This window comes from Achromobacter dolens (assembly GCF_902859745.1).
GTDB lineage: Bacteria > Pseudomonadota > Gammaproteobacteria > Burkholderiales > Burkholderiaceae_B > Achromobacter > Achromobacter dolens.
In genome coordinates, this window is sequence record NZ_CADIJW010000006.1 from 154,534 (window position 1) to 178,932 (window position 24,399).

The window sequence follows — 24,399 nt, forward strand, 5'->3', positions numbered from 1 at the left end:
AACAGCGCCTTAAGGCGCTGTTCCGGACTTGCCCAGATCACTCTGGAGATTGAATTGGTGGAGCGGAGGAGGATCGAACTCCCGACCTTCGCATTGCGAACGCGACGCTCTCCCAGCTGAGCTACCGCCCCAAATCAAGCAAGAGCGCAACTATACAGGAATTTCCGCGCGCCGTGCAAGCCGGCGCGCAAGATTTTTGGCTCAATCGAACGTCAGCGTGGCCACCACCGGCGCGTGGTCGGACGGCTGTTCGTTGCGGCGCGGCTCCTTGTCGATCACGCAGGCGGTGCAGCGCTTGACCAGCGGCGCCGACAGCAGGATGTGGTCGATGCGCAGGCCGGCATTGCGGCGGAACGCGAATTGGCGGTAATCCCACCACGAAAACGATTTCTCGGGCTGCTCGAACAGGCGGAAGGAGTCGGCCAGACCCAGGTCGATCAGCTCGCGCAGCGCCTGGCGCTCGGGTTCGGAGACCAGCACCTGGCCTTCCCATTTCTCGGGGTTGTGCACGTCCTCGTCGGCCGGCGCGACGTTGTAGTCGCCGAGCACCGCCAGGCGCGGGTACTGCTTGATCTCGTCGGCCAGCCAGGCGCGCATGGCGGCGAACCATTCGAGCTTGTAGGCATACTTGTCGGAACCGACCGATTGGCCATTGGGGCAATAGGCGCAGACCACGCGCACCTCGCCGTCGGCGCTGGGGAAGGTCAGGGCCAGCACGCGCTGCTGCGGGTCTTCGTAGGTGGGCAGGTTGCGCACCATGGACGTGCCCGGCACGCGCGACACGATGGCGACGCCGTTGTAGGTCTTCTGGCCGGCCCAGACGGCGTGGTAACCGGCTTCCTTGAAGGCATCCTCGGGAAACTTGTCGTCGGTCAGCTTCAGTTCCTGGATGCACAGCACGTCGACGGGATTGGCGCCCAGCCAGTCCAGCACTTGCGGCAGGCGCACGTTCAGGGAGTTGACGTTCCAGGTGGCTAATTTCATGGGGGGAATGCAGTTTATCGTTGCGGAAGGTGGGAGGGATTCTCTAGGAAATCTTGGTTTCCGGCTACTGGCCCGGCCACGCTCGTCATGCGTGCCTAGGCCGGATGCTTGGCCTGGACGACGAGACGCACGCCCAATGCCTTGCATACCTTGGCGATGGTGTCAAAGCGCGGGCTCGCGCCGGCGCGCAGGGCCTTGTATAGCGATTCTCGGCCAATGCCAGTCGTCTCGGCAATTTGCGTCATGCCACGAGCGCGCGCGGCAACTCCCAGCGCCTGGGCAAGCTCACTGAAGTCTCCGTCCTCGATCACCTGCGTCAAGTAGGCGGCGATGTCCTTGTCGTCGCGCAGGTAACGCGCGGGGTCGAAGGTGGGCAGTTCGGAAACCTTGATCGTTTTCTTGCTCATGATTGGTCTTCTTCGTCGTTTCTCAGGGCCCGCGCCAATTCCTTGGCCTGTTTGACGTCACGGCTTTGTGTGCCCTTGGTGCCGCCACCCAGCATGACGATCAGCACATTGCCCCGTTCGACGTAATACATGCGCCAGCCGGGGCCAAAGAACTCGCGCATCTCGCTCACGCCCTCTCCGACCGGTTTCACATCGCCCAGCAAACCCCGTGCGGCCTTTTCAAGCCTGCGGATCAGGCGGGCCCGCGTAGTCGGGTCTGTCAGGGTGTCGAACCAAGCGTCGAACTCTGGCAGCGGCTTTATGTGGTACATGGGTAGTGTATTCGATCGGATACTTTTTTGACAAGCGGATCGGCGAAGTGATGCCGGTGCCTGACCTGCACGAGATGCCTGCGGGTAGCGCTCGAATGAGTCGCGTACCACTGGAAGGTGTGGCCAATGCGCGAGCCAAGGCATTGAACCTGCGGGTGACTAATGCCCTGTCGGCAGTCTAGCAACGGAAGCAGTGAGTTTTGGCGAGTCGTCCCTTCTGGGCGTCCGAAACCGTGGGAAGCGTTGACGGGCAGCGCTTCACGCATGGTTCACTCCTTTCTGTAATTTGCGCGAACAGAAGGCGGGTTCCGTTCAAACCGGAAAGCCACCGCATCCGTATAAATTATTATCAATTTGTATAATTTAAAGAACGCCAATATCCGACTTTTATCGGAAGTTCCGCAGTCCTCAAAAGAGAACAAAACAATGGCAGAACAACAGCAGGGCCGGCAGCCTGCGATATCTCAAGCCCCGCGAATATTAGGGTTCTGGCGCGCCGTCGAGGCGTGCGTCCCGCAAAAGGCCGAGAAAGCCAATCCCTCCCACCTCACCGAGCCTGTCTACCGGTTGCGCGCGGACGAGTCCTTGCCCTGGTTCGATCCAAAACACCGGGCCAAACGCATTGCGCCGCGCCTTGCCTGGCGCTACACGCTGCAGGCGGGGCTCTACGAGATCGAGCGGTTTGCGGCATTGCTGGAAGTCAAGGTTGGTTCGCACGAGGATGTATTCGACGAGCGCCGCCCCAGTGGCCAAGGCCGCCTCTTTGACCTGGCTTTCGACGAAGACGGCTATCCTCTGCCACAGAGTTTTGTGCTGTCCCTGGCATGTTGGGCTGCAGGGCAGATCCTGCATTACCCTGACGGCATCGCGGTGCTGGAAGAGGGCGGCAGGATCGTCGCCGCCGGCTTGCCAGAGGCCAATCCCGAGATCCCGAGCCCGAACAGCGGCTATGCGGGCTTCGACATGCTGGTCCGCCGGCTTATGCAGTGGCTCGTCGGCGCCACGGCCGCGGCGCGAGAGAAAAAAGCGCCGCCCACCCGTGCCTGGCTCGATGCGTTGAGCGGGCGCATTGCCGCCCTTTGTCTACTGCCCGAGGGGATGATCTCCTCGACCCACGCCGCCAAATGCGTCCAGGTCAAGAGAGCCGACGCGACGGGAGATCAGGGCACGTCCGATCCCCAGCCGGGCGATGATCTGCTGAATAGTTTCTTTGTGGGCGATCTCAACGCGCTGCGCCGAGCCTGGGTCGATGGCAATGTCGGGAAAGGGCTGGCCGAATATATCCAGGCGGCGGCAAAGGTGGATCCTGCGCGCGTGGATATGCGCGAGGCTCATGGAGTGGCGACTGCCTTCGCGGCGTTGAATCCTCCGGCTTTTCCTGCGGGAAGTTGGCCTTCGGATCATCCGCTTGCGTTCAGCCAGCAACTGGCCGTCAACGAACTGTGGCGCCAGCTCGAAGCCAAGCCTGGAATTTTTGCGATCAATGGACCGCCGGGCACGGGCAAGACCACCTTGCTACGCGATGTGGTGGCGGCGGTTGTCACTGCGCGCGCGGCGCACCTTGCCCGGTTGGGAGGGCAGGCCTTTGCCGGGCGGACGACAAAGAAACTGGGTGAATTCTGGTGCAACTATCGACCGTTGCACGCTGACCTGAGCGGGTTCGCCATCGTTGTGGCCTCGGCCAACAACGGCGCGGTGGAGAACATTTCGCTGGAACTGCCTGGCGTCAAGGCCGTACCCGCCGATGCGGCCGGGCGCAGTGCGCATCCGGATGGTTATTACCAGTGCCTGGCCGGCAACGTCCTGGGCAATGCCGCCTGGGGCCTCCTGGCCGCGCGCATGGGATCGAAGGCCAACCGTGGCGCGTTCATGAACAGCTTCTGGTGGAAGAATCCCCCTGGCGTCCATTCCAGGAAAAATCAGCCGGACGCGCAAGACGATCCCACGCAAGCGGCGCTTCTGGCTCGATGGGACGCCAATCCCTTTGTCGAGGGCGGGGAAGGGCTGCGCTATCACCTGAGCCGGATCATCGACGGCGGACGCAAGCCGGTGATCGGTTGGGCACAGGCCGTGGCCCGGTTCGAACAGGCGCAGGAGGCCGAACGTCAATGCCGAAGCGTCTTGGAGGCGAACGCGAAACTTCCGGAGGCCGTCGCCAAGGCGCGCGCCCAGGCCGAGGAACTAGAGCGTGGCGCGCGAGCTATCGAGGTCGAACTCGCGGCGCGACAGGCCGCGCTGCCGACGCTACGGGAGCGCGTCGACGACCTGCAAGCGCGGATGGCCGGCGCGCTTAAGCAGTGTGCGGCGGCACAAGCTGAATTGGCCAGCCACGATCGGGCCAGGCCTGGATTGCTGATCTGGCTTTCGACCTGGGGACGCTCGCACCGGGATTGGTGGAACAGACGCAGCCAGATCGATGCTCAAGTCAGGCAATCCAGGGCCGATCACGATGCCCTGGCCGCGGAGTGCAAGAAGGCCAAGGCGGCTCATCAGGATGCGGCCGGTGGGGACGAGAAGCTTAGGACAGCCTTGCGGCAAAAGCAGGTCGCTCATCAGGAGGCATTGGACCGGCTTGACGCTGCCAGGCATGCATGTCTGCAGGCAATGCAACGCTTGGGGGCGTACTGGCCGCAATCCAGCGCCGATGACGCCGCCCGCGAATTGTCTTCGCCCTGGTCAACGCCGGCTTGGCGCCGCGCGCGGCAAGATCTGTTTCTGGCCGGATTGGATGTGCATCGCGCTTTCATCGAGTCACATCCCCAGGAGATCATCGACAACCTTGGCTTGGCCTCGAACTGGCTCCAAGGTAAGGGCATGCCTGAAGACATGGCGCGGGTGGCGCTCGGTAGCCTCGCGCTCGTGGTGCCGGTGATTTCCACGACCTTTGCCTCGATTCCTCGCATGTTCCATTCGCTTGGCCGGGAGTCGATCGGCTGGCTTTTGATCGACGAAGCCGGCCAGGCGCTGCCACAACAGGCCGCCGGCGCCATTTGGCGCTCGGCGCGCACCGTCGTGGTGGGCGATCCCAACCAGCTTGAACCCGTGCTGGGCATGCCGGCGGCGGTCGAGGGCGCACTGGCTCGGCACTATGAAGTACCTCGGGATTGGTGGCCCAGCTTCACATCGGCGCAGTGCCTGTCGGATCAGAGCATGTCGATGGGGACCTGGCTGCCTGGCAAGGAGAACGGGAAAGTCTGGGTCGGTTCGCCTCTGCGTGTGCACCGCCGTTGCGATGATCCGATGTTCTCCATCAGCAACGACATTGCTTATGACGGGCTGATGGTTCAAGGGAAATCGCCGTCCGCCCATTCGTGGCCGCATTGCCATTGGATCGACGTACGCGCGCAAACCAGTGTGGGCAATTGGGTACCCGAGGAGGGGGAGGCTGCCAGGAAGTTATTGCGGTCGTTGCAAGCTGAGCACCAGGTCGCGCCCAAGGACATTTTCCTGATCTCGCCGTTCAAGGATGCGGCGACGCAACTGCGCGCGATGGCCCGGATGCTGGGACTCGATCCTGCCAAGACCGGGACGGTGCACACGACCCAGGGCAAGGAGGCCGAAATCGTTATCCTGGTGCTGGGCGGCAACCCGCAGCGCCCGGGGGCCAAGGATTGGGCTGCGCAAAGCCCCAACCTGCTCAATGTGGCGGTCAGCCGGGCCAAGGCCCGGCTGTATGTGATCGGCGATCGTGCCGCTTGGGGCCAACGCCCCTATTTCCGCGTTCTTGACCAGCGCCTTGGTATCGGCAGCGAGCCGCCCTCGCATTAACCACATTCGTCGACGCGACGCGGCCGCATCACCCCTTGACCAGCCCCCCATCCACAATCAAATTCTGCCCCGTCACCGCGCGCGACCACGGGCTGGCGAAAAACAGCACCGCGTCGGCGAACTGTTCCGGCGTGGTCACTTCGCGTAGCGGCGTGCTGGCGGCGATCAGGTCGAACACCGCCGCCGGCGTGGCGGCCGAGGCGTCGGTGGTGCGCAGCAGCCCGCCGGACACCATGTTGACGGTGATGCCGTCCGCGCCCAACTCGTGCGACAGCGTGCGCGTGAACGCCAGCAGCGCGGCCTTGGCCGCGGTGTAGTCGTGGTACGGCACCACCGGGTTCTGGACCAGGTTGGTGCCGACGTTGATGATTCGGCCGCCGCCGGCGGCGCGCATCGACGGCAGCACGGCCTGGGTGGTGTTCAGGGCGGCGCGCACGCTGCCTTCCAGTTGCGCGTTCATGCGCGCCCAGTCGAGCGTGTCGGCGTGGGGGCGGGCGTCGCCGTCGAACTGGAAGGCGGGCAGGGCGTTGTTGACCACGGTGCCGACCGGCCGGCCGAAATGTTCGCTGGCGCGCGCCACCATGGCGGCGACGGCCTCGCCATCGCGCACATCGGCCTGCACGGCCAGCGCGCGGTCCGGGGCGGTGGCGGCCAGTTCGCGCGCCGCGGCGTCGCTGTTCAGATAATTGATGACCACCCGCGCGCCTTCTCGCAGAAAGGCGCGGGCAATGGCCGCGCCCAGGCCGCGGCTGGCGCCGGTGACGATGACGAGTTGCTGGTCCAGGGGGAGGGGAAGGCTGGGCATGGTGGGAATCAGGCGGAAATCAGGCAGTGAATCGGGTCAGGAAAAATGCGGTGGCGCCGGACGGACCGCATGAGCCGCCGCGCGGACGGGGCAGCGCCGGCGCCGCCTCAATGTTCCGAGCCGCTGTTGAGCATGCGGCTGCGGGCTTTTTCGATATGCGCGCGCATGATGTTGCGGGCGCCCTCGGCGTCCTGTTCGCGGATCAGGCGGTAAATCTGGCGGTGTTCGTCGATGGCGGCGCGGGTGCGCTTCCAGGGTTCGCTGTGGACCAGGTGGCGCATCATGTTGACGGCGTGGCTGACGTCGTACTCCAGTGATTTGAGCACCTGGACGAAGCGCTGGTTGCCGGTGGCCGCCGCGATCGCGCGGTGAAAGCCATAGTCGTGATGGTGGGCGATGGCGCCGGCGGCGTCGGCGGCTTCGTAGCCGGCCAGCATGCGGTCCATTTCCAGCAGGTCGTCGTCGGTGCGGCGCAACGCGGCCAGGTAGGCGCATTCCGGTTCGATCACCATGCGCAATTCCAGCCCTTCCAGGATGTGGCCGACGCGGCGCGCCGGGTCGACGGCGGGCATGCCGCCCATCAGGTCGGGCTTGGCGCGCACGTAGCTGCCCGAGCCGCGCACCGACTCGACCAACTGGTCTTCCCGCAGGCGGTCCAGCGCCTGGCGCACCACCGGCCGCGATACCTCGAACAGCGCGGCCAGTTCCAGTTCGGTCGGCAGCTTGGCGCCCGGCGCGATCTTGCCCGTGGCGATGGCGTAGAACAGGCTTTCGTAGACCCGTTCGGCGAAGCGTTCGGCGCGCACGTAGCCCAGGCCCGAGGCCACTTCGGCCAGGACCTCAAGTTCCGGCCGCGGCCGGCTGGCCGCGGTGAGCAGCTTGTCCAGCTGCGGATCGCGCACTTTGCTCATTGACTTGCTCCCATGGCGCGGGCGCCGGGTTTGTTCGGTGTCATGACAAATCTGACCAGGCGTCCCGCCGTGGGACGAACGCCTTATGGTTTTGAAATCCTAGGGATAACCCGAGTTGGACGAAAAATATCCTGAAGCGTGGGACGAAAGCTGTCAATTCAATTGACAAATTGTGGGGCGCTCCCTTACCTTGGATGGATCCGCAGCACCCCCATAACCACACCGCGCGCCACCGACGCCCGGGTGGCGCGATCCGGCTTCGCCGGCCGCGCCAGGAGACCCCCGCATCCGCGCGTTCCGCAATCGGCCAACGGCCGCTACTTTACTCCGCACACCGTGACTCAGAAGAACTTTATCGCCAACCAATGGGTGCCCGCCGCCAGCGGCGAAACCATCCCCGTGCTGAACCCTTCCGATGGCAAGGCGTTCGATGCCATCGCCCGCTCGGGCGAGGCGGATGTGGACCGCGCCGTGGTCGCCGCGCGCGCGGCCTTCGAGGGCGAGTGGGGCCAGATGGCTCCGGCCGCCCGCAGCCGCCTGCTGATGCGCATCGCCTTCGCCTTGCTCGATCGCCAGGAAGAACTGGCACAACTGGAATCGGCCGACGCCGGCAAGCCGATCAAGCAGGCCCGCGCCGACGCGGCCGCCGTGGCGCGCTATTTCGAGTTCTATGCCGGCGCGGTCGACAAGCTGCACGGCGAGACCATTCCCTATACCCCGGGCTTCACCGTGCTGACCGTGCGCGAAGCGCATGGCGTGACCGGCCACATCGTGCCGTGGAACTATCCGCTGCAGATCTTCGGCCGCAGCGTCGGCGCGGCGCTGGCCGCGGGCAACGCCTGCGTGGTCAAGCCGGCCGAGGACGCCTGCCTGTCGCTGCTCAAGGTGGCCGAGATCGCCGCCGAGGTGGGCCTGCCAGCCGGCGCGCTGAACATCTGCACCGGCTACGGCCACGAGGCCGGCGCCGCCTTGTCGGCGCACCCGGGCATCGACCACATCTCGTTCACCGGCTCGCCGCAGACCGGCAAGATGGTGGCGCACGCCGCCGCCGAGAACCACGTGCCGGTGACGCTGGAACTGGGCGGCAAGTCGCCGCAGATCGTGTTCGATGACGCCGACCTGGACGCCGCCATGCCGGTGCTGCTGGCCGCCATCATCCAGAACGCCGGCCAGACCTGCTCGGCCGGCAGCCGCGTGCTGATCCAGCGCGGCGTCTACGAGAAAGTGCTGGCGCGCCTGGGCGAGGCGTTCTCGGCCACCGTCACCGGCCCGGCCGCGCAGGACCTGGACGTCGGCCCGCTGATCAGCGCCCGCCAGCACGACCGCGTGCGCGGCTTCCTGGCCGAGGCCGAAGCCGAGGGCCTGAAGGTCGCCGCGCGCGGCAAGCTCAAGGACGGCGCGCCCGACAGCGGCTTCTACCAGCCGCCGGTGCTGTTCCGCGACGTGCCGCCCAAGAGCCGGCTGGCGCAGGAAGAAGTGTTCGGCCCGGTGCTGGCCGCCATGGTGTTCGACACCGAGGAGGAAGCGCTGGAAATCGCCAACGGCACGCTCTACGGCCTGGTGGCCGGCGTCTGGACCCGCGACGGCGGCCGCCAGTTGCGCCTGGCGCGCAAGCTGCGCGCCGGCCAGGTGTTCGTCAACAACTACGGCGCCGGCGGCGGCGTCGAGCTGCCGTTCGGCGGTTCGCGCCAGTCGGGCTACGGCCGTGAAAAGGGCTTCGAGGCGCTGTACGGCTTCACCACCCTGAAGACCATCGCCATCCGCCACTGATCCGGCGGCGGCCGGGCGTGCCGCCCCGACAGGGGCGGGCGCCCGGTGGCAAAATATCGGTTACCTTTGATGTTTTGCCAGGGGCGCCACGCCCCATATCCAGGATCAGCATGTTCACCGGTATTGTCCAAGGCACCGCGAAGATCGCGAAAATCGCGGACCGCGAAGGCCTGCGCACGTTTACGCTGGCGTTTCCCGACGGCTTCTGCAAGGACCTGACGGTCGGCGCCAGCGTCTCCACCGACGGCGTCTGCCTGACGGTCACCGAAATCCTCGACGCCAACCAGGCCACCTTCGATGTCATGCTGCAAAGCCTGGCCATCACCACGCTGGGCAGCTACCAGGAAGGCGACCGCGCCAACGTCGAGCGCGCCGCCAAGGATGGCGCCGAGATCGGCGGGCATCCGCTCTCCGGCCACGTCGATTTCACCTCGGAAGTGGTGATGGTGAAGTCCTCGGACACCAATCGCCTGATGCGCTTCAGTATCCCCGAGGCCTTTCGCAAGTACGTGTTCCCCAAGGGCTACATCGCCATCAACGGCGCCAGCCTGACCGTGTCCGAGGTCAACCGCGCCGAAGGCTGGTTCGAAGTCTGGCTGATCCCCGAGACCCGCCGCATGACGGTGTTCGAGGACAAGCAGGTGGGCGACCACGTCAACATCGAGATCGAGCGCAGCACCCAGGTGGTGGTGGACACCGTGCGCGAGACGGTCCAGGAAAGCCTGGGCAAGCTGCAGCCGCTGCTGGAAGCCATTCTCAAGGAAAAAGGGCTGACGCTGGAAGATTTCGTCAGCCCGCAGGGCAAGCTCAAGTAGGACGCGGCCGTCCGCGTTCCATCCGCGTTCCGTTCAAGACCAGGCCGCGAATTCAAGCCGCGAATGCCGGCCCCATCGGCTTGATGCGGATGCCCGGTTGCAGCCGGGTCCAGGGCAGGTCGGCGGGATCGGCCTGCATCGGGCCCGGGGCCTTGGCCACCAGCACCTCATGCGCGATGGGCTGGAAGTCGGCGCGGAAGTGCACCGAGCTTTTCACCACCAGGATCGCCATCTCCTCGGGCTGCACGCCGCCGACGCGGAACAGGTTGCGGTCCAGCATCTGCGACTTGGTGGCGCTGACCACCACGCGCACGCCGCCCAGGCGCAGCCCGGCCACGGCCTCCAGGTCCACGTCCATGCCGTTCATCATCGGGCCATCGAAGCGCAGCTTGCCCGGCGACAGCGTCTCGACCACGAATTCGCCCTCGAACGGCGCGTCGCCGGCCACGCCGGACTGGCCGCCCAGGCGCAGCTTCACCTTGCTGCCGATGCCGGCGGCGGTCGCCTGGCGCACGGCCTCGGGATCGTAGAACAGGCCCAGCGCGGCGTTCTGCGCGTCGGCCTCGACCAGCGCGCGCAGCATGCCGGTGGTGTTGGCGTCGCCACCCGCGCCCGGATTGTCCTGGGTGTCGGCGATGACCACGGGGCGCGACGCGCCCGCCGCCAGCGCCTGGGCCCGCTTGACGGCGTCGGCCGGCGCCAGGAAGTCGGGCGACCATTGCGGTTCCAGTTCCAGCACGCGCTGGTACAGCGCCTCGGTCACGCGTTCGACCGCGTCGGCGTCGGTGCCGTAGGCCCACACCACCGGGCCGCATTCGGGAAAGTCGGCCGCGGGAAAGCCCGGCGCGAACGAGATCGAGGCCACGCCCGGCGTCCGCTCCAGGCGTTCCAGTTCTTCGTACACGCCCTGTGACGGCTGCAGCATCGTGCACATGCCGTTGATGGGGATCAGGAACGGCAGCCGGCGTTCGGCGCGCACCCACTTGTCGCCGGCAGCGACGCGCGCGGCCAGCAGGCGCGCGGCGTGCTCGCCGGTCACCGCCATGTCCACGTGCGGGTAGGTGCGGAAGGCGGCCAGGCCGTCGGCCTCGCGCAGCATCCGCGCGGTGACGTTGGCGTGCAGGTCCAGGCTGCCGACCACCGGCACGCCGGGACCGACCAGGGCGCGCACCCGCGCCAGCAGTTCGCCTTCGCCGTCGTCCAGATGCTCGGCCACCATGGCGCCGTGCAGGTCCAGGTAGATGGCGTCGAAGCCGCCGGCGCGCGCCGCCTCGACGATCTCGCCGGCGATGCGTTCGTAGGCGTCGCGGGTGACGTGGGCCGACGGGCTGGCGCCGGCCCAGATCACCGTGCGCACGGTGTGGCCCTGCGCCAGCGCGGCGTTGATGAAGCCGCCGGCGGGGATGTTGACCTCGCGCAGCGCCAGCATGTCCTCGCCGCGCACCATGGCGGGAAAGCCCTCGCCGCGCACGAAGTTCTCATAGGCCGCCTTGGACGGCGCGAAGGTATTGGTCTCGTGCTGGAAGCCAGCCACCAGAATGTGCATGATCGATTCCTTTGAGCGTCAGGCGCGCGCGGGCGCGGATTGGGGAGGACGGTTCACCAGCAGCAGCAGGGCGCCGGCCACCAGCAGGGCGGAGATCGCGTACAGGCCGCCAGCCAGGCTGCCGGTGGATTCCTTGACCCAGCCGATGATGGACGGGCTGAGAAAGCCGCCCAGCAGGCCGATGCTGTTGATCAGCGCGATGCCGCCCGCCGCGGCTTCCCCTTGCAGGTACTGCGACGGAATCGCCCAGAATACCGTGTAGGCGGCCCACATGAAGCCGGTGGCCAGCGTGATGGCCGTCAGGGATAGCGCGAATTGCGTCGGCGCCGCGGTGGCGATGCACAGCGCCACGCCGGCCAGCAGCGCCGGCACCAGCGTGTGCCAGCGGCGTTCGCGCAGGCGGTCGGAACTGCGCGCGAACCCCAGCATGAAGACCGCCGCGGCCACGTACAGGATCGCCGAGTACAGGCCGATCTGCATGGTGTCCTGCACCCCGGCCAGCTTGAGCAGCGTCGGCAGCCAGAAGCTGACGGCGTAGATGCCGCAGATCAGACAGAAGTAGGTCAGCGCCATGCCGTAGATGGCCGGGTCGCGCAGTACCTGGGCGAAGGCGTGCTTCTTGTGCGCGCCGCGGCTGTCCAGGTCGGCGGCCAGCAGCGCCTTCTCCTCGACGCTGAGCCAGCGCGCCTCGGCCGGCTTGTCGTCCAGGTAGCGGAAGGCGATGACGCCCAGCAGCACACAGGGCAGGCCTTCCAGGAGGAACATCCATTGCCAGCCATCCAGCCCATGCGCGCCGGAGAAGGCCGTCATGATCCAGGCGGAGACCGGGCCGCCGACGATGCCGCCGATCGGGCCGGCCAGCATCACCACCGCCATGACGCCGGCCATGCGTGACTGCGAGTACCAGTAGGTCAGGTAGAAGATCATGCCGGGGGCGAAGCCGGCCTCGAACACGCCCAGCATGAAGCGCAGGACGTAGAAGCTCCATTCGCCCTGCACGAACAGCATGGAGGCCGAGGTCAGGCCCCACAGCACCATGATGCGGCTGATGGTGCGGCGCGCGCCGATGCGCGTCAGCAGCAGGTTGCTGGGCACCTCGAACATCACGTAGCCGAGAAAGAAGATGCCGGCGCCCAGGCCGTAGACGGCATCCGAGATGCCGATGTCCTGCTGCATCTGCAGCTTGGCGAAGCCGATGTTGATGCGGTCCAGGTAGGCGAACACATAACAGAGCAGCAGGAACGGCAGCAGCCGCCAGGTGATCTTGCGGTATAGCGGACCCAGGCGCGGATCGGCGCCTGGCGTGGCCTGATGGGGCATTGCGTGTCTCCTCGCGGGCGGGTCTGCGCCCGCCGCGGTGGGTGGGATGGCGGCGGGGCCCGGGCGGGTCCGCGCGGCGTCCATATTGCGAGCACACTGTGTTCGAAACAATGACCTGGGTGATAAATTGTCGTTGCCTTCAGAGCAACGGAAAACAAAAGGGGAAACCATGGCGGAAATCAGCCAGACGCGGCTGAAGTACTTCAACGAGGTCGTGGCCTGTGGCTCGATCCGCGGCGCGGCCGACAAGCTCGGCACCGCGCCCTCGGTCATCAGTCGCCAGATCCAGTTGCTGGAAAAGGAACTGGGTGTGGCGCTGTTCGAGCGCCGCGCGCGCGGACTGACGCCGACCGAGGCCGCCGACATGCTGCTGGAATACCACCGCGCCTGTCGCGCCCAGCAGGAACACCTGAACACGCGCCTGCAGGAACTGCGCGGCATGCGGCGCGGCAACGTCCATCTGATGATCAGCGAGGGCTTCATCGACAGTCTGATGGAGCACGTGGTGGGGCCGTTCTGCATCGAACACCCGCGCATCAACGTCAGCGTCAACGTCGGCTCGGTCAACGAGGTGGTCGAGGCGGTGGCCACGGATGCCGCGCACATCGGCCTGGCCTACAACCCGCCGGTCGATCCGCGGCTGCGCTGCCGCGCCAGCCGCAAGCATCCGGTCTGCCTGCTGGCGGTGCCCGGCCATGCGCTGGCGCGGCGCCGCGCGCCGCTCGCCATCGCCGACATCCTGCCGTATCCATTCGCGCTGATGTCCGCGCCGTATGGCTTGCGCCAGGCGGTCGACCTGCTGGAATTCACGGAACGCATCCACCTGACGCCGAGCCTGACCACCAATTCGCTGCGCGTGCTCAAGCAGTACGCGATCAGCGGCGCCGGGGTGACGCTGATGCCGAACCTGGGCGTGCACCACGAATTGGCCAGCGGCGAACTGGTGGCGCTGCCGATCGCGCATCCGATCCTGAGCGCGCCCGAGTGCCAGATGCTGCTGCGTCTGGGGCGGCCGCTGTCATCGGCCGCCAACGAGGTGGTGCGGCGCATCGAACAGCGCCTGCCGGCATTCGCGGCGCCGTAATGGCGGCATGTGTGCCAAGGGCAGGGGGCAATGCCCGGCCCGGGCTGCGGGTGGATTTCGTTACGGATGGTGGCGCGTGAATATTGAAAGTTCCAGTATTCATGCGCTTTTTCAGCCATTTTTCTGCTGTAGGTCAATAAGCAAGCCATTCTTCTAGTGAAATCGCCATGTAATGGGCTTTTCGGGGTGGTGTCAGCTACAATGGCAGCACTTTCGGAGGTTTCTATGTCGGTAATATCCGATATCAAAATACGCCCCCTGGAGCGCGGCGACCTGCACTTCGTGCACAAGATCAACAATAACGACGTCATCATGCGTTATTGGTTCGAAGAGCCCTACGAGGCCTACGACGAACTGGTCGCCCTCTATGACCGCCACTTGCATGACCAGAACGAGCGGCGCTTCATCATCGAGCACGACACCGGTCAGCCGGCCGGCCTGGTGGAACTGGTGGAAATCGACTACATCCACCGCCGCGCCGAATTCCAGATCATCATCGCGCCCAGCTACCAGGGGCGCGGCTACGCCAAGGCCGCCACCCGCATCGCGGTGGGCTACGCCTTCCGCGTGCTGAACCTGCACAAGGTCTACCTGGTGGTGGACAAGGACAACCGCGCCGCCGTGCACATCTACGAGCGCTGCGGCTTCCAGATCGAAGGGCTGCTCAAGGAAGAGTTCTTTTCCAACGGCGCCTACCGCGACGCCTACCGCATGGCGCTGCTGCAGCACGATCACCTGCGCGAAGTCGGCCCGGGAGCGCCGGACGCGCCGGTGCTGCGCGACTGGCCGCAGGAAGAGCAGACCGGCTGACGCGCGGCGCGATCGGCGTTGCATCCCCGCATGATCGAGGCGGCCGAGGCCGCCTTCCCGCGCAGTGCGCCTAGAACGATCGAACGGCGCGAAAGCGCGACGCCGCGCCGATGTGGAAAAACGCCCCGGCAGGAGATTCCTGCCGGGGCGTTTTGCATCAGGGCGGCGCTTCAGTTCGCCGCCGGGGCGGCCCGCAGCAGCCGCAAGCCGTTGGCCACCACCAGCAGGCTGGCGCCGACGTCGGCGAACACCGCCATCCACAGCGTGGCGTTGCCGGTCATCGCCAGCGCCAGGAACACCACCTTGATGCCGAGCGCCAGCGCGATGTTCTGCACCAGCACGCGGTGGGTGGCGCGCGACAGGCGCAGGAAGGTGCCGATCTTGCGCAGGTCGTCGTCCATCAGCGCCACGTCGGCCGTTTCGATGGCGGTGCCGGTGCCGGCCGCGCCCATGGCGAAGCCGATATCGGCGCGGGCCAGGGCCGGGGCGTCGTTGATGCCGTCGCCGACCATGCCGACCTTGCCGGCGGGCGCCAGCTTGCTTTCGATGGCGGCCAGCTTGTCTTCCGGCAGTTGATCGCCGCGCGCTTCGTCGATGCCGACCTGGCGCGCGATGGCTTGCGCCGTGGGCGTGTTGTCGCCCGTCAGCATCAGGGTGCGCACGCCCAGCGCGTGCAGGTCGGCGATGGCGGCCGCGCTGGTGGGCTTGACCGTGTCGGCCACCGCCGCCAGCGCCAGCACGCGCTGGCCATCGCTGAGCGCGATGGCGCTCTTGCCCTGCTGTTCCAGTTCGTCGAAACGGGCTTCCAGTTTTTCGTCCGACACGCCCAGCTCGCGCATCAGGCGGCGGTTGCCCAACTGGAACAGCACGCCGTCCACCTTGCCGCTGACGCCACGGCCGGGCAGGGCGGTGAAGTCGTCCACGTCCAGCAGGGCCTGGCCGGCGTCGCGCGCGGCGTTGGCCACGGCCAGCGACACCGGGTGGTCCGAGCGCGCCGCCAGGCTGGCGGCAATCCGCGCCGCGGGTTGGCGCGTCAGGTCGGAGACGTCCCAGTCCTGCAGGTCGGTCTGCACCGGCTTGCCATGGGTCAGCGTGCCGGTCTTGTCCAGCGCCAGCCACTTCAGGTTGCGGCCTTCCTCCAGGTACACGCCGCCCTTGACCAGGATGCCGCGGCGCGAGGCCGCCGTCAGGCCGCTGACGATGCTGACCGGCGTGGAGATCACCAGGGCGCAGGGGCAGGCGATGATCAGCAGCGCCAGGGCGCGATAGATCGCGTCGAACCAGGGCTGCGCCCACAGCAGCGGCGGCAGCACCGCCACCAGCACCGCCACGCCCACCACGGCAGGCGTGTAGATGCGCGAGAAACGGTCGATGAAGCGCTGGGTCGGCGCGCGCGCGCCCTGGGCCTGTTCGACCGCATGGATGATGCGCGCCAGCGTGGTGTTGCCCGCCGCCGCGGTGACGCGGTAGTCGAACGAGCCGGCCGCGTTGACGGTGGCCGCATACACCTGATCGCCCTCGGCCTTTTCCACCGGCAGGCTTTCGCCCGTGATGGGGGACTGGTCCACCGCCGAGCGGCCGCTGACGATGAGGCCGTCGGCGGCGATGCGTTCGCCCGGTCGCACCCGCACCACGTCGTCGATCTGCAGTTGCGCCGCCGGCACCGATTGCCAGCCGCCGTCGGCCTGGCGCACGGTGGCGGTTTCGGGCGCCAGGTCCAGCAGGCCGCGGATGGCGTTGCGGGCGCGGTCGAGCGAACGGGCCTCGATCAGTTCAGCCACATTGAACAGGAACATCACCATGGCCGCTTCCGGCCACTGGCCGATCAGCACCGCGCCGGTGACGGCGATGCTCATGAGCGCGTTGATGTTGAGGTTGCCATTGCGCACGGCGATCCAGCCCTTGCGGTAGGTGCTGATGCCGCAGGCCAGGATGGCGGCGACCGCCAGCGCGGCGGTGACGCCCCAGTGCATGCCGGCGAAGTGCGAGGCTTCGGACAGCGCGGCAAGCACGCCGGCGCCGCCGATGGCCCACCAGTTCACGCGCGCGGCGGCCGGGGCCGGCGTGCGCGGCGCGTCGTCGGCCAGCGGTTCGGGCGTCATCCCCAGCGACTTGATGGCCGCGGTGATGCGGTCCAGCGCGCCCTCGGCGTGCACCACCGTCAGGATGCGCTGCATCAGGTTGAAGTCCAGCGCGTGCACGCCGTCGACGCTGTCGAGCTTCTTGCGGATCAGCGTTTCCTCGGTCGGGCAGTCCATCTGGCCGATGCGCAGGCGCGCCAGCAACTGGCCCGGGCCGGCCTGCAGCACGGCCGCGCCGCCGGCGGACATCTGGATGTTGCCGGCATCGTGGCCGCAGCAGGCCGAGGCGCCGTGGTCATGCGTCCGCGCATGGGCATGGCCGTGATCGCGGTCGTGGTCGTGGCTGTGATTGTGATCGTGATCGTGGCCGTGATCGTGATCATGGCCGGCGCCTTCGTGGCGATGGCCGGCGGCCGAGGCGGCCTTGCCTTGCGCGGGGCCGCAGCATGCGCCGGCGTGGTCATGCCCGCCGGACGCAGCCGGGGTCTTGGCGCCGCAGCAGGCGTCCGGTCGTCCGGAAGCGGTGGGATCGGTATGTTTGTTCGTTGCGCAAGACATTCGCGTTGCCTTTTCGTAAGCCATTGACCGTATTCCACACCTTGGAGTTACTATAGGGTCAACCCCCTTTAATCCATCGGATGCGTCCGGGAGGCATGATGCGTATCGGCGAATTGGCCACGGCGGCCGGCACCACGGTCGAAACCGTCAGGTATTACGAAAAGGAAGGGCTGCTGCCCGCCCCGGAACGGGGACTGAACAACTACCGCAGCTACGGCCAGCCCCACCTGGAGCGCCTGCGGCTGATCCGCAACTGCCGCGCGCTGGACATGACGCAGGACGAGATCCGCGCCATCCTGTCGCTGGCCGACAATCACCAGGCAGGATGTGGCCCCATTAATGAACTGTTCGATGAGCACATCTCCCACGTGGACGAGCGCATCGCCGAGCTGACCCAGTTGAAGACGCAATTGACCGATCTCCGCCAGCGCTGCCTGTCGGCGCGGCCCGACGCGGAAGACTGCGGCATCCTGCACGGCCTGTCGGAAATGCAGGTCGAGGAACGCCAGGAACGCCATACCCACCTCGGTTGAATCCGCCAGTCGCCATGCGCCGGGCAGGGGGATAGCCGTCCCCCGCGCGGCCATGGCGTAATATGAGAACCCTTCTCTTTCCCATTTGGGAAACCGCCAGAATCCTGTTACCTGTGCCTGACTCCATGACCCAGACCGCCACCGCCACGCCCCTGCATGCCATCACCTCGCGCCGTTCCGTGAAGTTCCTGCGGGGTCCGGCGCCCAAACCCGCCGAGCTCGAACAGATCCTGCAGGCCGCCATGTCGGCCCCCGACCACGGCGCGCTGCGCCCGTGGCGTTTCGTGGTGATCCAGGGCGAGGCCATCGGCAAGCTGGCCGACGTGGCGCTGGAAGCCGTCAAGCGCAGCGGAGATCCGCGCATGACGCCGGAAAAGGAAAAGTCGGTGCGCGAGTGGATGGCGGGCGTGCCGCTGTTCGTCGCCGTGGCGCAGAAGATCGCCCACGACAACACCAAGATCCCCGAGGCCGAGCAACTGCTGGCCACCGGCTGCGCCACCATGAACATCCTGAACGCCGCCCACATGCTGGGCTATGGCGCGTTCTGGAGCACCGGCATCGGCACCTACGTCGAAGACGTGCAGGCGGCGCTGGGCCTGGATTCGCTCGACTACCGCTTCCTCGGCTTCCTCGCGATCGGCACGCCGGCGTGCGCGGTGCCGCCGGCCAACCGTCCGGACTACCGCGAGTTCGTCACCGAGTGGACCGGTCCGGTCTGAGGCGCGTCGTGGCGCAAAAAAACCGGCTGCTGGCCGGTTTTTTTGCGTGCGTCGCTTACCGTTGCGACGCGATGGGCCGGAAGGCCGCGCGCACGAGTTTCTCCAGGCCCCAGCCCACGGCATAGAAGAGGGCCAGCGTCGGCAGCCCGATCAGCAGGTAGCCGCCGACCCAGGACAGCTCACCGAGCAGCCGGTCCAGGTTCAGTTCGTGCAGCAGCGCAAGCTGCAAGGCCAATGGCAATTGCAGCAGCACGAAGCGGCCCTTGTCGTCGCCGTCGGCGGACAGTGCGCCGGCGATGCAGAGGATGACGATGGCGAGGTAAAGCGCGGCAAACACGATGCCGGTCCAGCTGAACCCTTTCGAGGCAGTCAATCGAGGCACGTCGGTTTCCAGGGGAATCGGAAGCGGCGAGTATAGAGGTCAACCCTGCCGGAGCCGGTGCGCGTGACCGGCGTGGCGGCATCCCCCATCGTCTGCTCACGCTCGAGGCAGCCCGCTGCAATTGGGCTAGATGGGTAAGCGTCTGACATTCTGTGCCGTTCAACCCGTCCTCGTTTTGGGGAAGATGGCTTCGGCGTCTCCGCCCTCCCAGGCCTTGGGGCAGCGCTGTCGGCACGGCGCCCCACCGCGGGCCATACCGGGCGGAAAGGGGTCTGCAATCCTCCGTCTCGCGCGGTGATTGGCGCCGCCGCGCGCGGCGAGCCACGCCCGGCGCGGCCCCTGTCTCGGGGCCGCGCCCTGTGCTACTCTGGCTCCCGGCCGTGCATGTTCATCCCTTTGCACAGGCCGACGATGGCAATGTCCGAGGTCACCCCCCCGGGCAGTGTCTTGGTAAGAAGAATGCGCATGACACGATCAAGCGTGGAGACAATTCATGAGCCAATACGGGCCGCTGAAGTTGCACGTCCCCGAGCCCACCGGGCGTCCGGGTTGCAAGACCGACTTTTCCTACCTGCGCCTGTCGCCGCCCGGCGAGGTGCCCAAACCCCCCATTGATGTCGCCGCGATCGACACCGGCAGCCTGGCCTACAGCCTGGTGCGGGTCATCGACGACGACGGCCGCGCCGTCGGCCCGTGGGCGCCGGAGATCAGCGACGAGCTGTTGCGCCGAGGCATGCGCACCATGCTCAAGACGCGCATCTTCGATGGCCGCATGCTGACCGCCCAGCGCAAGAAGAAGATCTCCTTCTACATGCAGAGCCTGGGCGAAGAGGCCATCGGCTCGGCCCACGCGCTGGCGCTGGAACAGGGCGACATGTGTTTCCCGACCTACCGCCAGCAGAGCATCCTGCTGGCGCGCGACGTGTCGCTGGTGACCATGATGTGCCAGCTCATGTCCAACGAGCGCGATCCGCTCAAGGGGCGCCAGTTGCCGGTCATGTATTCCGACCGCGAGAATGGCTTCTTCACCATCTCGGGCAACTTGGCCACGCAGTTCATCCAGGCGGTGGGCTGGGGCATGGCCTCGGCCATCAAGGGCGACACCCGCATCGCGTCGGGGTGGATCGGCGACGGCGCCACCGCCGAGGCGGACTTCCACACCGCGCTGACCTTTGCCCACGTGTACCGCGCGCCGGTGATCCTGAACGTGGTCAACAACCAGTGGGCCATCTCGACCTTCCAGGCCATCGCCGGGGGCGAGGGCGCCACCTTCGCCGGCCGCGGCGTCGGCTGCGGCATCGCCTCGCTGCGGGTGGACGGCAACGATTTCCTGGCGGTCTACGCCGCCTCGCGCTGGGCCGCCGAACGCGCCCGCCGCAACCTCGGCCCCACCCTGATCGAATGGGTGACCTACCGCGCGGGCCCGCACTCCACCTCCGACGATCCCTCCAAGTACCGTCCCGGCGACGACTGGAGCCACTTCCCGCTGGGCGACCCGATCGAGCGCTTCAAGAAGCACCTGATCCTGCGTGGCATCTGGTCCGACGCCGAGCACGACGCGGTGCGCGCCGAGCTCGACGCCGAGATCCAGGCGGCGCAGAAGGAAGCGGAAAGCTACGGCACCCTGGTGGACGGCCACGTCCCCAGCGCCGCCAGCATCTTTGAAGACGTCTACAAGGACATGCCGGAGCACCTGCGCCGGCAACGTCAGCAGCTCGGAGTGTGAGTCATGGCTATCGATAACAATGTTGGTCCGGCGTCCGCGCCGATGACCATGATCCAGGCTTTGCGCTCGGCCATGGATGTGATGCTGGAGCGTGACGGCAACGTGGTGGTGTTCGGCCAGGACGTGGGCTATTTCGGCGGCGTGTTCCGCTGCACCGAGGGCCTGCAGGCCAAATACGGCAGCTCGCGCGTGTTCGACACGCCGATCTCCGAAGGCGGCATCGTCGGCGTGGCGGTGGGCATGGGCGCCTACGGCCTGCGGCCGGTGTGCGAGATCCAGTTCGCCGACTATTTCTATCCTGCTTCCGACCAGATCGTGTCGGAAGCGGCGCGCCTGCGCTACCGCTCGGTGGGCGAATTCATCGCGCCCATGACCATCCGCATGCCCTGCGGCGGCGGCATCTACGGCGGCCAGACGCACAGCCAGAGCCCCGAGGCCATGTTCACCCAGGTCTGCGGGCTGCGCACGGTGATGCCGTCCAACCCCTACGACGCCAAGGGCCTGCTGATCGCGTCCATCGAAAACGACGATCCGGTCATCTTCCTGGAACCCAAGCGCCTGTACAACGGCCCGTTCGACGGCCACCACGACCGTCCCGTGACGCCGTGGACCGGACGCCCGGGCAGCGTGGTGCCGACCGGCTACTACACCGTGCCGCTGGACACCGCCGCGATCGTGCGGCCGGGCAACGCGCTGACGGTGCTGACCTACGGCACCACGGTGCACGTGTCGCTGACCGCGGCCGAGGAAACCGGCATCGACGCCGAGGTCATCGACCTGCGCAGCCTGTGGCCGCTGGACCTGGAGACCATCGTCAACTCGGTCAGGAAGACCGGTCGCTGCGTCGTGGTGCACGAAGCCACGCGCACCTGCGGCTTCGGCGCCGAACTGATCGCGCTGGTGCAAGAACACTGCTTCCATCACCTCGAAGCGCCCGTCGAGCGCGTGACCGGTTGGGACACTCCCTATCCGCACGCGCAGGAATGGGCGTATTTCCCCGGCCCGCGCCGGGTCGGCGAAGCGTTCAAGCGCGCGATGGAGGTGTGAGATGGGGATTCATGTCATCAAGATGCCCGACATCGGCGAAGGCATTGCCGAGGTCGAACTGGTGGGCTGGCACGTCAAGGTGGGCGACACGGTCGCCGAGGACCAGCCGCTGGCCGACGTCATGACCGACAAGGCCACGGTCGAGATCCCGTCGCCCGTGGTCGGCCGCGTGGTCGCGCTGGGCGGCGAAGTCGGCCAGGTCATGGCCGTGGGCGGCGAACTGATCCGCCTGGAAGTGGAAGGCGAGGGTAACGTCAAGGGCGAGGCGGCGGCGCAGAAACCGCAGGCGGCTGCCGCGCCGGCTCCGGCGGCAAGCGCGGCGGCCGCCGCACCGGCGCCGGCCAAGGCCGACAAGGCCCCGGCCGGCGGCGTTGCCGGCCAGATCGCCGCGTCGCTGCAATCGTCCGCCGCCGCGCCGCAAGCGCCCTCCGCGCCGTCCAGCCGTCCGGCCGCCGCGCGCCAGGCGCCCGCCGCGGCCCGCCAACCCGGCGAAAAGCCGCTGGCCTCGCCGGCGGTGCGCAAGCGCGCCTGGGACCTGGGCATCGAGCTGCGCTACGTGCACGGCAGCGGCCCGGCCGGCCGCGTCATGCACGAGGACCTGGACGCCTACCTGCAAGGGCAGGGCGCGGCCACGACCGCGCGCGGCCCGGCCTACGCCGAGCGCAACGACGAAGAGCAGGTGCCGGTGATCGGCCTGCGTCGCAAGATCGCGCAGAAGATGGCCGAGTCCAAGCGCCGCATTCCGCATTTCAGCTACGTGGAGGAAATCGACGTCACCGAGCTCGAGGACCTGCGCGTCAGCCTGAACGCGAAGTTCGGCGAGTCGCGCGGCAAGCTGACGCTGCTGCCGCTGCTGGCGCGCGCCATGGTGATCGCGCTGCGCGACTTCCCGCAGATCAACGCCCGCTATGACGACGAGGCCGGCCAGGTGACGCGCTATGGCGCCGTGCACATCGGCATCGCCACGCAGAGCGACGGCGGCCTGATGGTGCCGGTGATGCGCCACGCCGAAACCCGCGACCTGTGGTCGATGGCGGCCGAGATCGGCCGGCTGGCGCAGGCGGTGCGCGCCGGCAGCGCCGGACGCGACGAGCTGTCCGGCTCGACCATCACCATCACCAGCCTGGGGCCGCTGGGCGGCATCGTCACCACGCCGGTCATCAACCATCCCGAGGTCGGCATCGTGGGCGTGAACCGCATCGTCGAGCGGCCCGCCTTCCGCAATGGCGCCGTGGTGGCGCGCAAGCTGATGAACCTGTCGTCCTCGTTCGACCACCGCGTGGTCGACGGCATGGACGCGGCCCGCTTCATCCAGGCCGTGCGCGCGCTGCTGGAACAACCCGCGCTGCTTTTCGTGGAGTAAGCATGAGCCAGACTACCAAGACGACAACCCTGCTGGTGATCGGCGGCGGGCCTGGCGGCTATGTGGCCGCGATCCGCGCCGGGCAACTGGGCGTGCCCACCATCCTGGTCGAGGGCGACCGGCTGGGCGGCACCTGCCTGAACATTGGCTGCATTCCGTCCAAGGCGCTGATCCACGCGGCCGAGGAATTCGACAAGGCGCGGCATTACGCCGGCCAGTCGGCGCTGGGCATCTCGGTGTCGGCGCCCGCCATCGACATTGGCCGCACCGTGGCCTGGAAGGACGGCATCGTCGGCAAGCTGACCGGCGGCGTCGGCGCGCTGCTCAAGAAGAACGGCGTGCAGGTGGTGCAGGGCTGGGCCAGCCTGCTGGACGGCAAGACCGTCGAGGTCGAGGGCGCCGACGGCAGCCGCCAGCGCATCCAGTGCGAGCACCTGCTGCTGGCGGCCGGCTCCGAGCCGACGCCGCTGCCGTCGGTGCCGTTCGGCGGCATGGTGGTGTCCTCGACCGAGGCGCTGTCGCCGGCCGACATCCCGAAGAAGCTGGTGGTGGTGGGCGGCGGCTACATCGGCCTGGAGCTGGGCACCGTGTACCGCAAGCTCGGCGCCGAGGTGGCCGTGGTGGAGGCGCAGGACCGCATCCTGCCGACCTACGACGCGGAACTCACCAAGCCCGTCGCCGCCGCGCTGGCCAGGCTGGGCGTCGAGCTGCACCTGGGCCGCAAGGTGCTGGGGCTGAATGGCGCAGGCACGGCGGTGCGGATCCAGGATGCCAGCGGCGCCGAGACCGCGCTGCCGGCCGACCGGGTGCTGATCGCCGTCGGCCGGCGTCCGCGCACGCAGGGCTGGGGCCTGGAAAATCTGCAGCTTGACCGCAAGGGCAACGCACTGCGCATCGACGACCAGTGCCGCACCTCCATGCGCGACGTCTGGGCCATTGGCGACCTCGCCGGCGAGCCGATGCTGGCGCACCGCGCCATGGCGCAGGGCGAGATGGTGGCTGAGCTGGTGGCGGGCAAGCGCCGCCACTTCCAGCCGGCCGCGATCCCGGCGGTGTGCTTCACCGATCCCGAAGTCGTGGTGGCCGGCCTGTCGCCGGCCGAGGCCGAAGCGGCCGGGCTGGACTGCCTGGCGGCGTCGTTCCCGTTCGCCGCCAACGGCCGCGCCATGACGCTGGAGTCCACCGACGGTTTCGTGCGGGTGGTGGCCCGTCGCGACAACCACCTGATCGTGGGCTGGCAGGCGGTGGGGCGGGGCGTGTCGGAACTGTCGACGGCGTTCGGCCAGTCGCTCGAAATGGGCGCGACGCTGGAGGACGTGGCGGGCACGATCCATGCCCATCCGACCCTGGGCGAAGCGGTGCAGGAAGCCGCGCTCAAGGCGCTGGGGCACGCGCTGCACATCTAGAAGCTGTCGCGGCGTATCCGGAGCCGTGGTGGTGGGCATCCTGCCCGCCGCCG

The 24,399-nt window shown here is 67.4% G+C and carries 20 protein-coding genes and 1 tRNA gene; 11 read left to right on the forward strand and 10 right to left on the reverse strand.

What is annotated here, in order from left to right:
• Positions 1 to 55: 55 nt before the first annotated feature.
• The 4 genes from HV783_RS07765 to HV783_RS07780 all read right to left on the reverse strand — a co-directional run bounded on the left by HV783_RS07765 (position 56) and on the right by HV783_RS07780 (position 1,702).
• Positions 56 to 131 (reverse strand) — tRNA-Ala (locus HV783_RS07765).
• A gap of 70 nt (positions 132 to 201) precedes the next feature.
• Positions 202 to 984, reverse strand: coding sequence for an exodeoxyribonuclease III (xth, locus tag HV783_RS07770; RefSeq protein WP_064523698.1), 783 nt, complete (start codon positions 982 to 984; stop codon positions 202 to 204).
• Positions 985 to 1,079: 95 nt separating this feature from the next.
• Positions 1,080 to 1,391, reverse strand: coding sequence for an addiction module antidote protein (locus HV783_RS07775; RefSeq protein ID WP_054504099.1), 312 nt, complete (start codon positions 1,389 to 1,391; stop codon positions 1,080 to 1,082).
• Complete coding sequence (locus tag HV783_RS07780; protein ID WP_054504100.1) at positions 1,388 to 1,702, reverse strand: type II toxin-antitoxin system RelE/ParE family toxin; 315 nt, start codon at positions 1,700 to 1,702, stop codon at positions 1,388 to 1,390. The genes HV783_RS07775 and HV783_RS07780 overlap by 4 nt, the downstream gene beginning before the upstream one ends.
• A gap of 426 nt (positions 1,703 to 2,128) precedes the next feature.
• Here HV783_RS07780 and HV783_RS07785 point away from each other — a divergent pair, with 426 nt between their 5' ends.
• Complete coding sequence (locus HV783_RS07785) at positions 2,129 to 5,470, forward strand: DEAD/DEAH box helicase (RefSeq protein WP_175188922.1); 3,342 nt, start codon at positions 2,129 to 2,131, stop codon at positions 5,468 to 5,470.
• Positions 5,471 to 5,498: 28 nt separating this feature from the next.
• Here HV783_RS07785 and HV783_RS07790 read toward each other — a convergent pair whose 3' ends face one another.
• Positions 5,499 to 6,275 (reverse strand): 3-oxoacyl-ACP reductase, encoded by a 777-nt coding sequence (locus HV783_RS07790; RefSeq protein WP_064523701.1) that lies wholly within the window; start codon positions 6,273 to 6,275, stop codon positions 5,499 to 5,501.
• Positions 6,276 to 6,382: 107 nt separating this feature from the next.
• Positions 6,383 to 7,186, reverse strand: coding sequence for a FadR/GntR family transcriptional regulator (locus HV783_RS07795; protein WP_064523704.1), 804 nt, complete (start codon positions 7,184 to 7,186; stop codon positions 6,383 to 6,385).
• 336 nt (positions 7,187 to 7,522) lie between these two features.
• On the opposite strand from HV783_RS07795, the gene HV783_RS07800 reads away from it, so the two are divergent.
• Positions 7,523 to 8,956 carry an aldehyde dehydrogenase family protein gene (locus HV783_RS07800; RefSeq protein ID WP_054504103.1) on the forward strand — a complete coding sequence of 478 codons (1,434 nt, stop codon included), beginning with the start codon at positions 7,523 to 7,525 and terminating at the stop codon, positions 8,954 to 8,956.
• Between the two features lie 110 nt (positions 8,957 to 9,066).
• Positions 9,067 to 9,771 carry a riboflavin synthase subunit alpha gene (locus HV783_RS07805; RefSeq protein ID WP_175168135.1) on the forward strand — a complete coding sequence of 235 codons (705 nt, stop codon included), beginning with the start codon at positions 9,067 to 9,069 and terminating at the stop codon, positions 9,769 to 9,771.
• A 52-nt stretch (positions 9,772 to 9,823) separates the two neighbouring features.
• Here the strand turns inward: HV783_RS07805 and HV783_RS07810 are convergent, their stop codons facing one another.
• Together HV783_RS07810 and HV783_RS07815 are read right to left on the reverse strand one after the other, a co-directional pair.
• Positions 9,824 to 11,317, reverse strand: coding sequence for a M81 family metallopeptidase (locus HV783_RS07810; RefSeq protein ID WP_054504105.1), 1,494 nt, complete (start codon positions 11,315 to 11,317; stop codon positions 9,824 to 9,826).
• Positions 11,318 to 11,335: 18 nt separating this feature from the next.
• Positions 11,336 to 12,637 carry an MFS transporter gene (locus tag HV783_RS07815; RefSeq protein ID WP_175188923.1) on the reverse strand — a complete coding sequence of 434 codons (1,302 nt, stop codon included), beginning with the start codon at positions 12,635 to 12,637 and terminating at the stop codon, positions 11,336 to 11,338.
• 169 nt (positions 12,638 to 12,806) lie between these two features.
• Between HV783_RS07815 and HV783_RS07820 the strand changes: the two genes are divergently transcribed.
• Positions 12,807 to 13,721, forward strand: coding sequence for a LysR family transcriptional regulator (locus tag HV783_RS07820; protein ID WP_175188924.1), 915 nt, complete (start codon positions 12,807 to 12,809; stop codon positions 13,719 to 13,721).
• Between the two features lie 225 nt (positions 13,722 to 13,946).
• Positions 13,947 to 14,531: a spermidine N1-acetyltransferase gene (gene speG / locus HV783_RS07825; protein WP_049074529.1), complete on the forward strand. Its 585-nt coding sequence runs from the start codon at positions 13,947 to 13,949 to the stop codon at positions 14,529 to 14,531.
• 170 nt (positions 14,532 to 14,701) lie between these two features.
• Here the strand turns inward: speG and HV783_RS07830 are convergent, their stop codons facing one another.
• The gene (locus tag HV783_RS07830) at positions 14,702 to 17,170 is read right to left on the reverse strand and encodes a heavy metal translocating P-type ATPase (RefSeq protein ID WP_175188925.1); all 2,469 of its coding nucleotides are present in this window, start codon (positions 17,168 to 17,170) and stop codon (positions 14,702 to 14,704) included.
• A gap of 98 nt (positions 17,171 to 17,268) precedes the next feature.
• Between HV783_RS07830 and cadR the strand changes: the two genes are divergently transcribed.
• Together cadR and HV783_RS07840 are read left to right on the forward strand one after the other, a co-directional pair.
• On the forward strand, positions 17,269 to 17,703 hold the full coding sequence (gene cadR / locus HV783_RS07835; RefSeq protein ID WP_006386392.1) for a Cd(II)/Pb(II)-responsive transcriptional regulator: 435 nt from the start codon (positions 17,269 to 17,271) through the stop codon (positions 17,701 to 17,703).
• 125 nt (positions 17,704 to 17,828) lie between these two features.
• Positions 17,829 to 18,422: a nitroreductase family protein gene (locus HV783_RS07840; RefSeq protein WP_116793315.1), complete on the forward strand. Its 594-nt coding sequence runs from the start codon at positions 17,829 to 17,831 to the stop codon at positions 18,420 to 18,422.
• 55 nt (positions 18,423 to 18,477) lie between these two features.
• Here HV783_RS07840 and HV783_RS07845 read toward each other — a convergent pair whose 3' ends face one another.
• Positions 18,478 to 18,804 carry a hypothetical protein gene (locus HV783_RS07845; RefSeq protein WP_054504110.1) on the reverse strand — a complete coding sequence of 109 codons (327 nt, stop codon included), beginning with the start codon at positions 18,802 to 18,804 and terminating at the stop codon, positions 18,478 to 18,480.
• A gap of 493 nt (positions 18,805 to 19,297) precedes the next feature.
• Here HV783_RS07845 and HV783_RS07850 point away from each other — a divergent pair, with 493 nt between their 5' ends.
• From HV783_RS07850 to lpdA, 4 genes are read left to right on the forward strand one after another with little or no spacing between them, the layout of a single operon-like run.
• Positions 19,298 to 20,530, forward strand: a complete 1,233-nt coding sequence (locus HV783_RS07850; RefSeq protein ID WP_026382699.1) for a 3-methyl-2-oxobutanoate dehydrogenase (2-methylpropanoyl-transferring) subunit alpha — start codon at positions 19,298 to 19,300, stop codon at positions 20,528 to 20,530.
• Between the two features lie 3 nt (positions 20,531 to 20,533).
• Complete coding sequence (locus tag HV783_RS07855; RefSeq protein WP_054415994.1) at positions 20,534 to 21,577, forward strand: alpha-ketoacid dehydrogenase subunit beta; 1,044 nt, start codon at positions 20,534 to 20,536, stop codon at positions 21,575 to 21,577.
• Position 21,578: 1 nt separating this feature from the next.
• A complete protein-coding gene (locus HV783_RS07860) occupies positions 21,579 to 22,940 on the forward strand; it encodes a dihydrolipoamide acetyltransferase family protein (RefSeq protein WP_175188926.1) in 1,362 nt (453 codons plus the stop codon).
• 2 nt (positions 22,941 to 22,942) lie between these two features.
• Complete coding sequence (gene lpdA / locus HV783_RS07865; RefSeq protein WP_054508127.1) at positions 22,943 to 24,346, forward strand: dihydrolipoyl dehydrogenase; 1,404 nt, start codon at positions 22,943 to 22,945, stop codon at positions 24,344 to 24,346.
• Positions 24,347 to 24,399: the final 53 nt, after the last annotated feature.

Excerpts from the sequence above, each read along its gene's own strand:
- HV783_RS07830 (WP_175188925.1), bottom strand. The coding sequence starts at position 17,170 with ATGTCTTGCGCAACGAACAAACATACCGATCCCACCGCTTCCGGACGA.
- HV783_RS07795 (WP_064523704.1), bottom strand. The coding sequence starts at position 7,186 with ATGAGCAAAGTGCGCGATCCGCAGCTGGACAAGCTGCTCACCGCGGCC.
- HV783_RS07780 (WP_054504100.1), bottom strand. The coding sequence starts at position 1,702 with ATGTACCACATAAAGCCGCTGCCAGAGTTCGACGCTTGGTTCGACACC.
- speG (WP_049074529.1), top strand. The coding sequence starts at position 13,947 with ATGTCGGTAATATCCGATATCAAAATACGCCCCCTGGAGCGCGGCGAC.
- HV783_RS07785 (WP_175188922.1), top strand. The coding sequence starts at position 2,129 with ATGGCAGAACAACAGCAGGGCCGGCAGCCTGCGATATCTCAAGCCCCG.
- HV783_RS07790 (WP_064523701.1), bottom strand. The coding sequence starts at position 6,275 with ATGCCCAGCCTTCCCCTCCCCCTGGACCAGCAACTCGTCATCGTCACC.
- HV783_RS07855 (WP_054415994.1), top strand. The coding sequence starts at position 20,534 with ATGGCTATCGATAACAATGTTGGTCCGGCGTCCGCGCCGATGACCATG.
- HV783_RS07840 (WP_116793315.1), top strand. The coding sequence starts at position 17,829 with ATGACCCAGACCGCCACCGCCACGCCCCTGCATGCCATCACCTCGCGC.
- HV783_RS07775 (WP_054504099.1), bottom strand. The coding sequence starts at position 1,391 with ATGAGCAAGAAAACGATCAAGGTTTCCGAACTGCCCACCTTCGACCCC.
- HV783_RS07815 (WP_175188923.1), bottom strand. The coding sequence starts at position 12,637 with ATGCCCCATCAGGCCACGCCAGGCGCCGATCCGCGCCTGGGTCCGCTA.
- HV783_RS07860 (WP_175188926.1), top strand. The coding sequence starts at position 21,579 with ATGGGGATTCATGTCATCAAGATGCCCGACATCGGCGAAGGCATTGCC.
- cadR (WP_006386392.1), top strand. The coding sequence starts at position 17,269 with ATGCGTATCGGCGAATTGGCCACGGCGGCCGGCACCACGGTCGAAACC.
- lpdA (WP_054508127.1), top strand. The coding sequence starts at position 22,943 with ATGAGCCAGACTACCAAGACGACAACCCTGCTGGTGATCGGCGGCGGG.
- HV783_RS07805 (WP_175168135.1), top strand. The coding sequence starts at position 9,067 with ATGTTCACCGGTATTGTCCAAGGCACCGCGAAGATCGCGAAAATCGCG.
- HV783_RS07820 (WP_175188924.1), top strand. The coding sequence starts at position 12,807 with ATGGCGGAAATCAGCCAGACGCGGCTGAAGTACTTCAACGAGGTCGTG.
- HV783_RS07810 (WP_054504105.1), bottom strand. The coding sequence starts at position 11,317 with ATGCACATTCTGGTGGCTGGCTTCCAGCACGAGACCAATACCTTCGCG.
- HV783_RS07850 (WP_026382699.1), top strand. The coding sequence starts at position 19,298 with ATGAGCCAATACGGGCCGCTGAAGTTGCACGTCCCCGAGCCCACCGGG.
- xth (WP_064523698.1), bottom strand. The coding sequence starts at position 984 with ATGAAATTAGCCACCTGGAACGTCAACTCCCTGAACGTGCGCCTGCCG.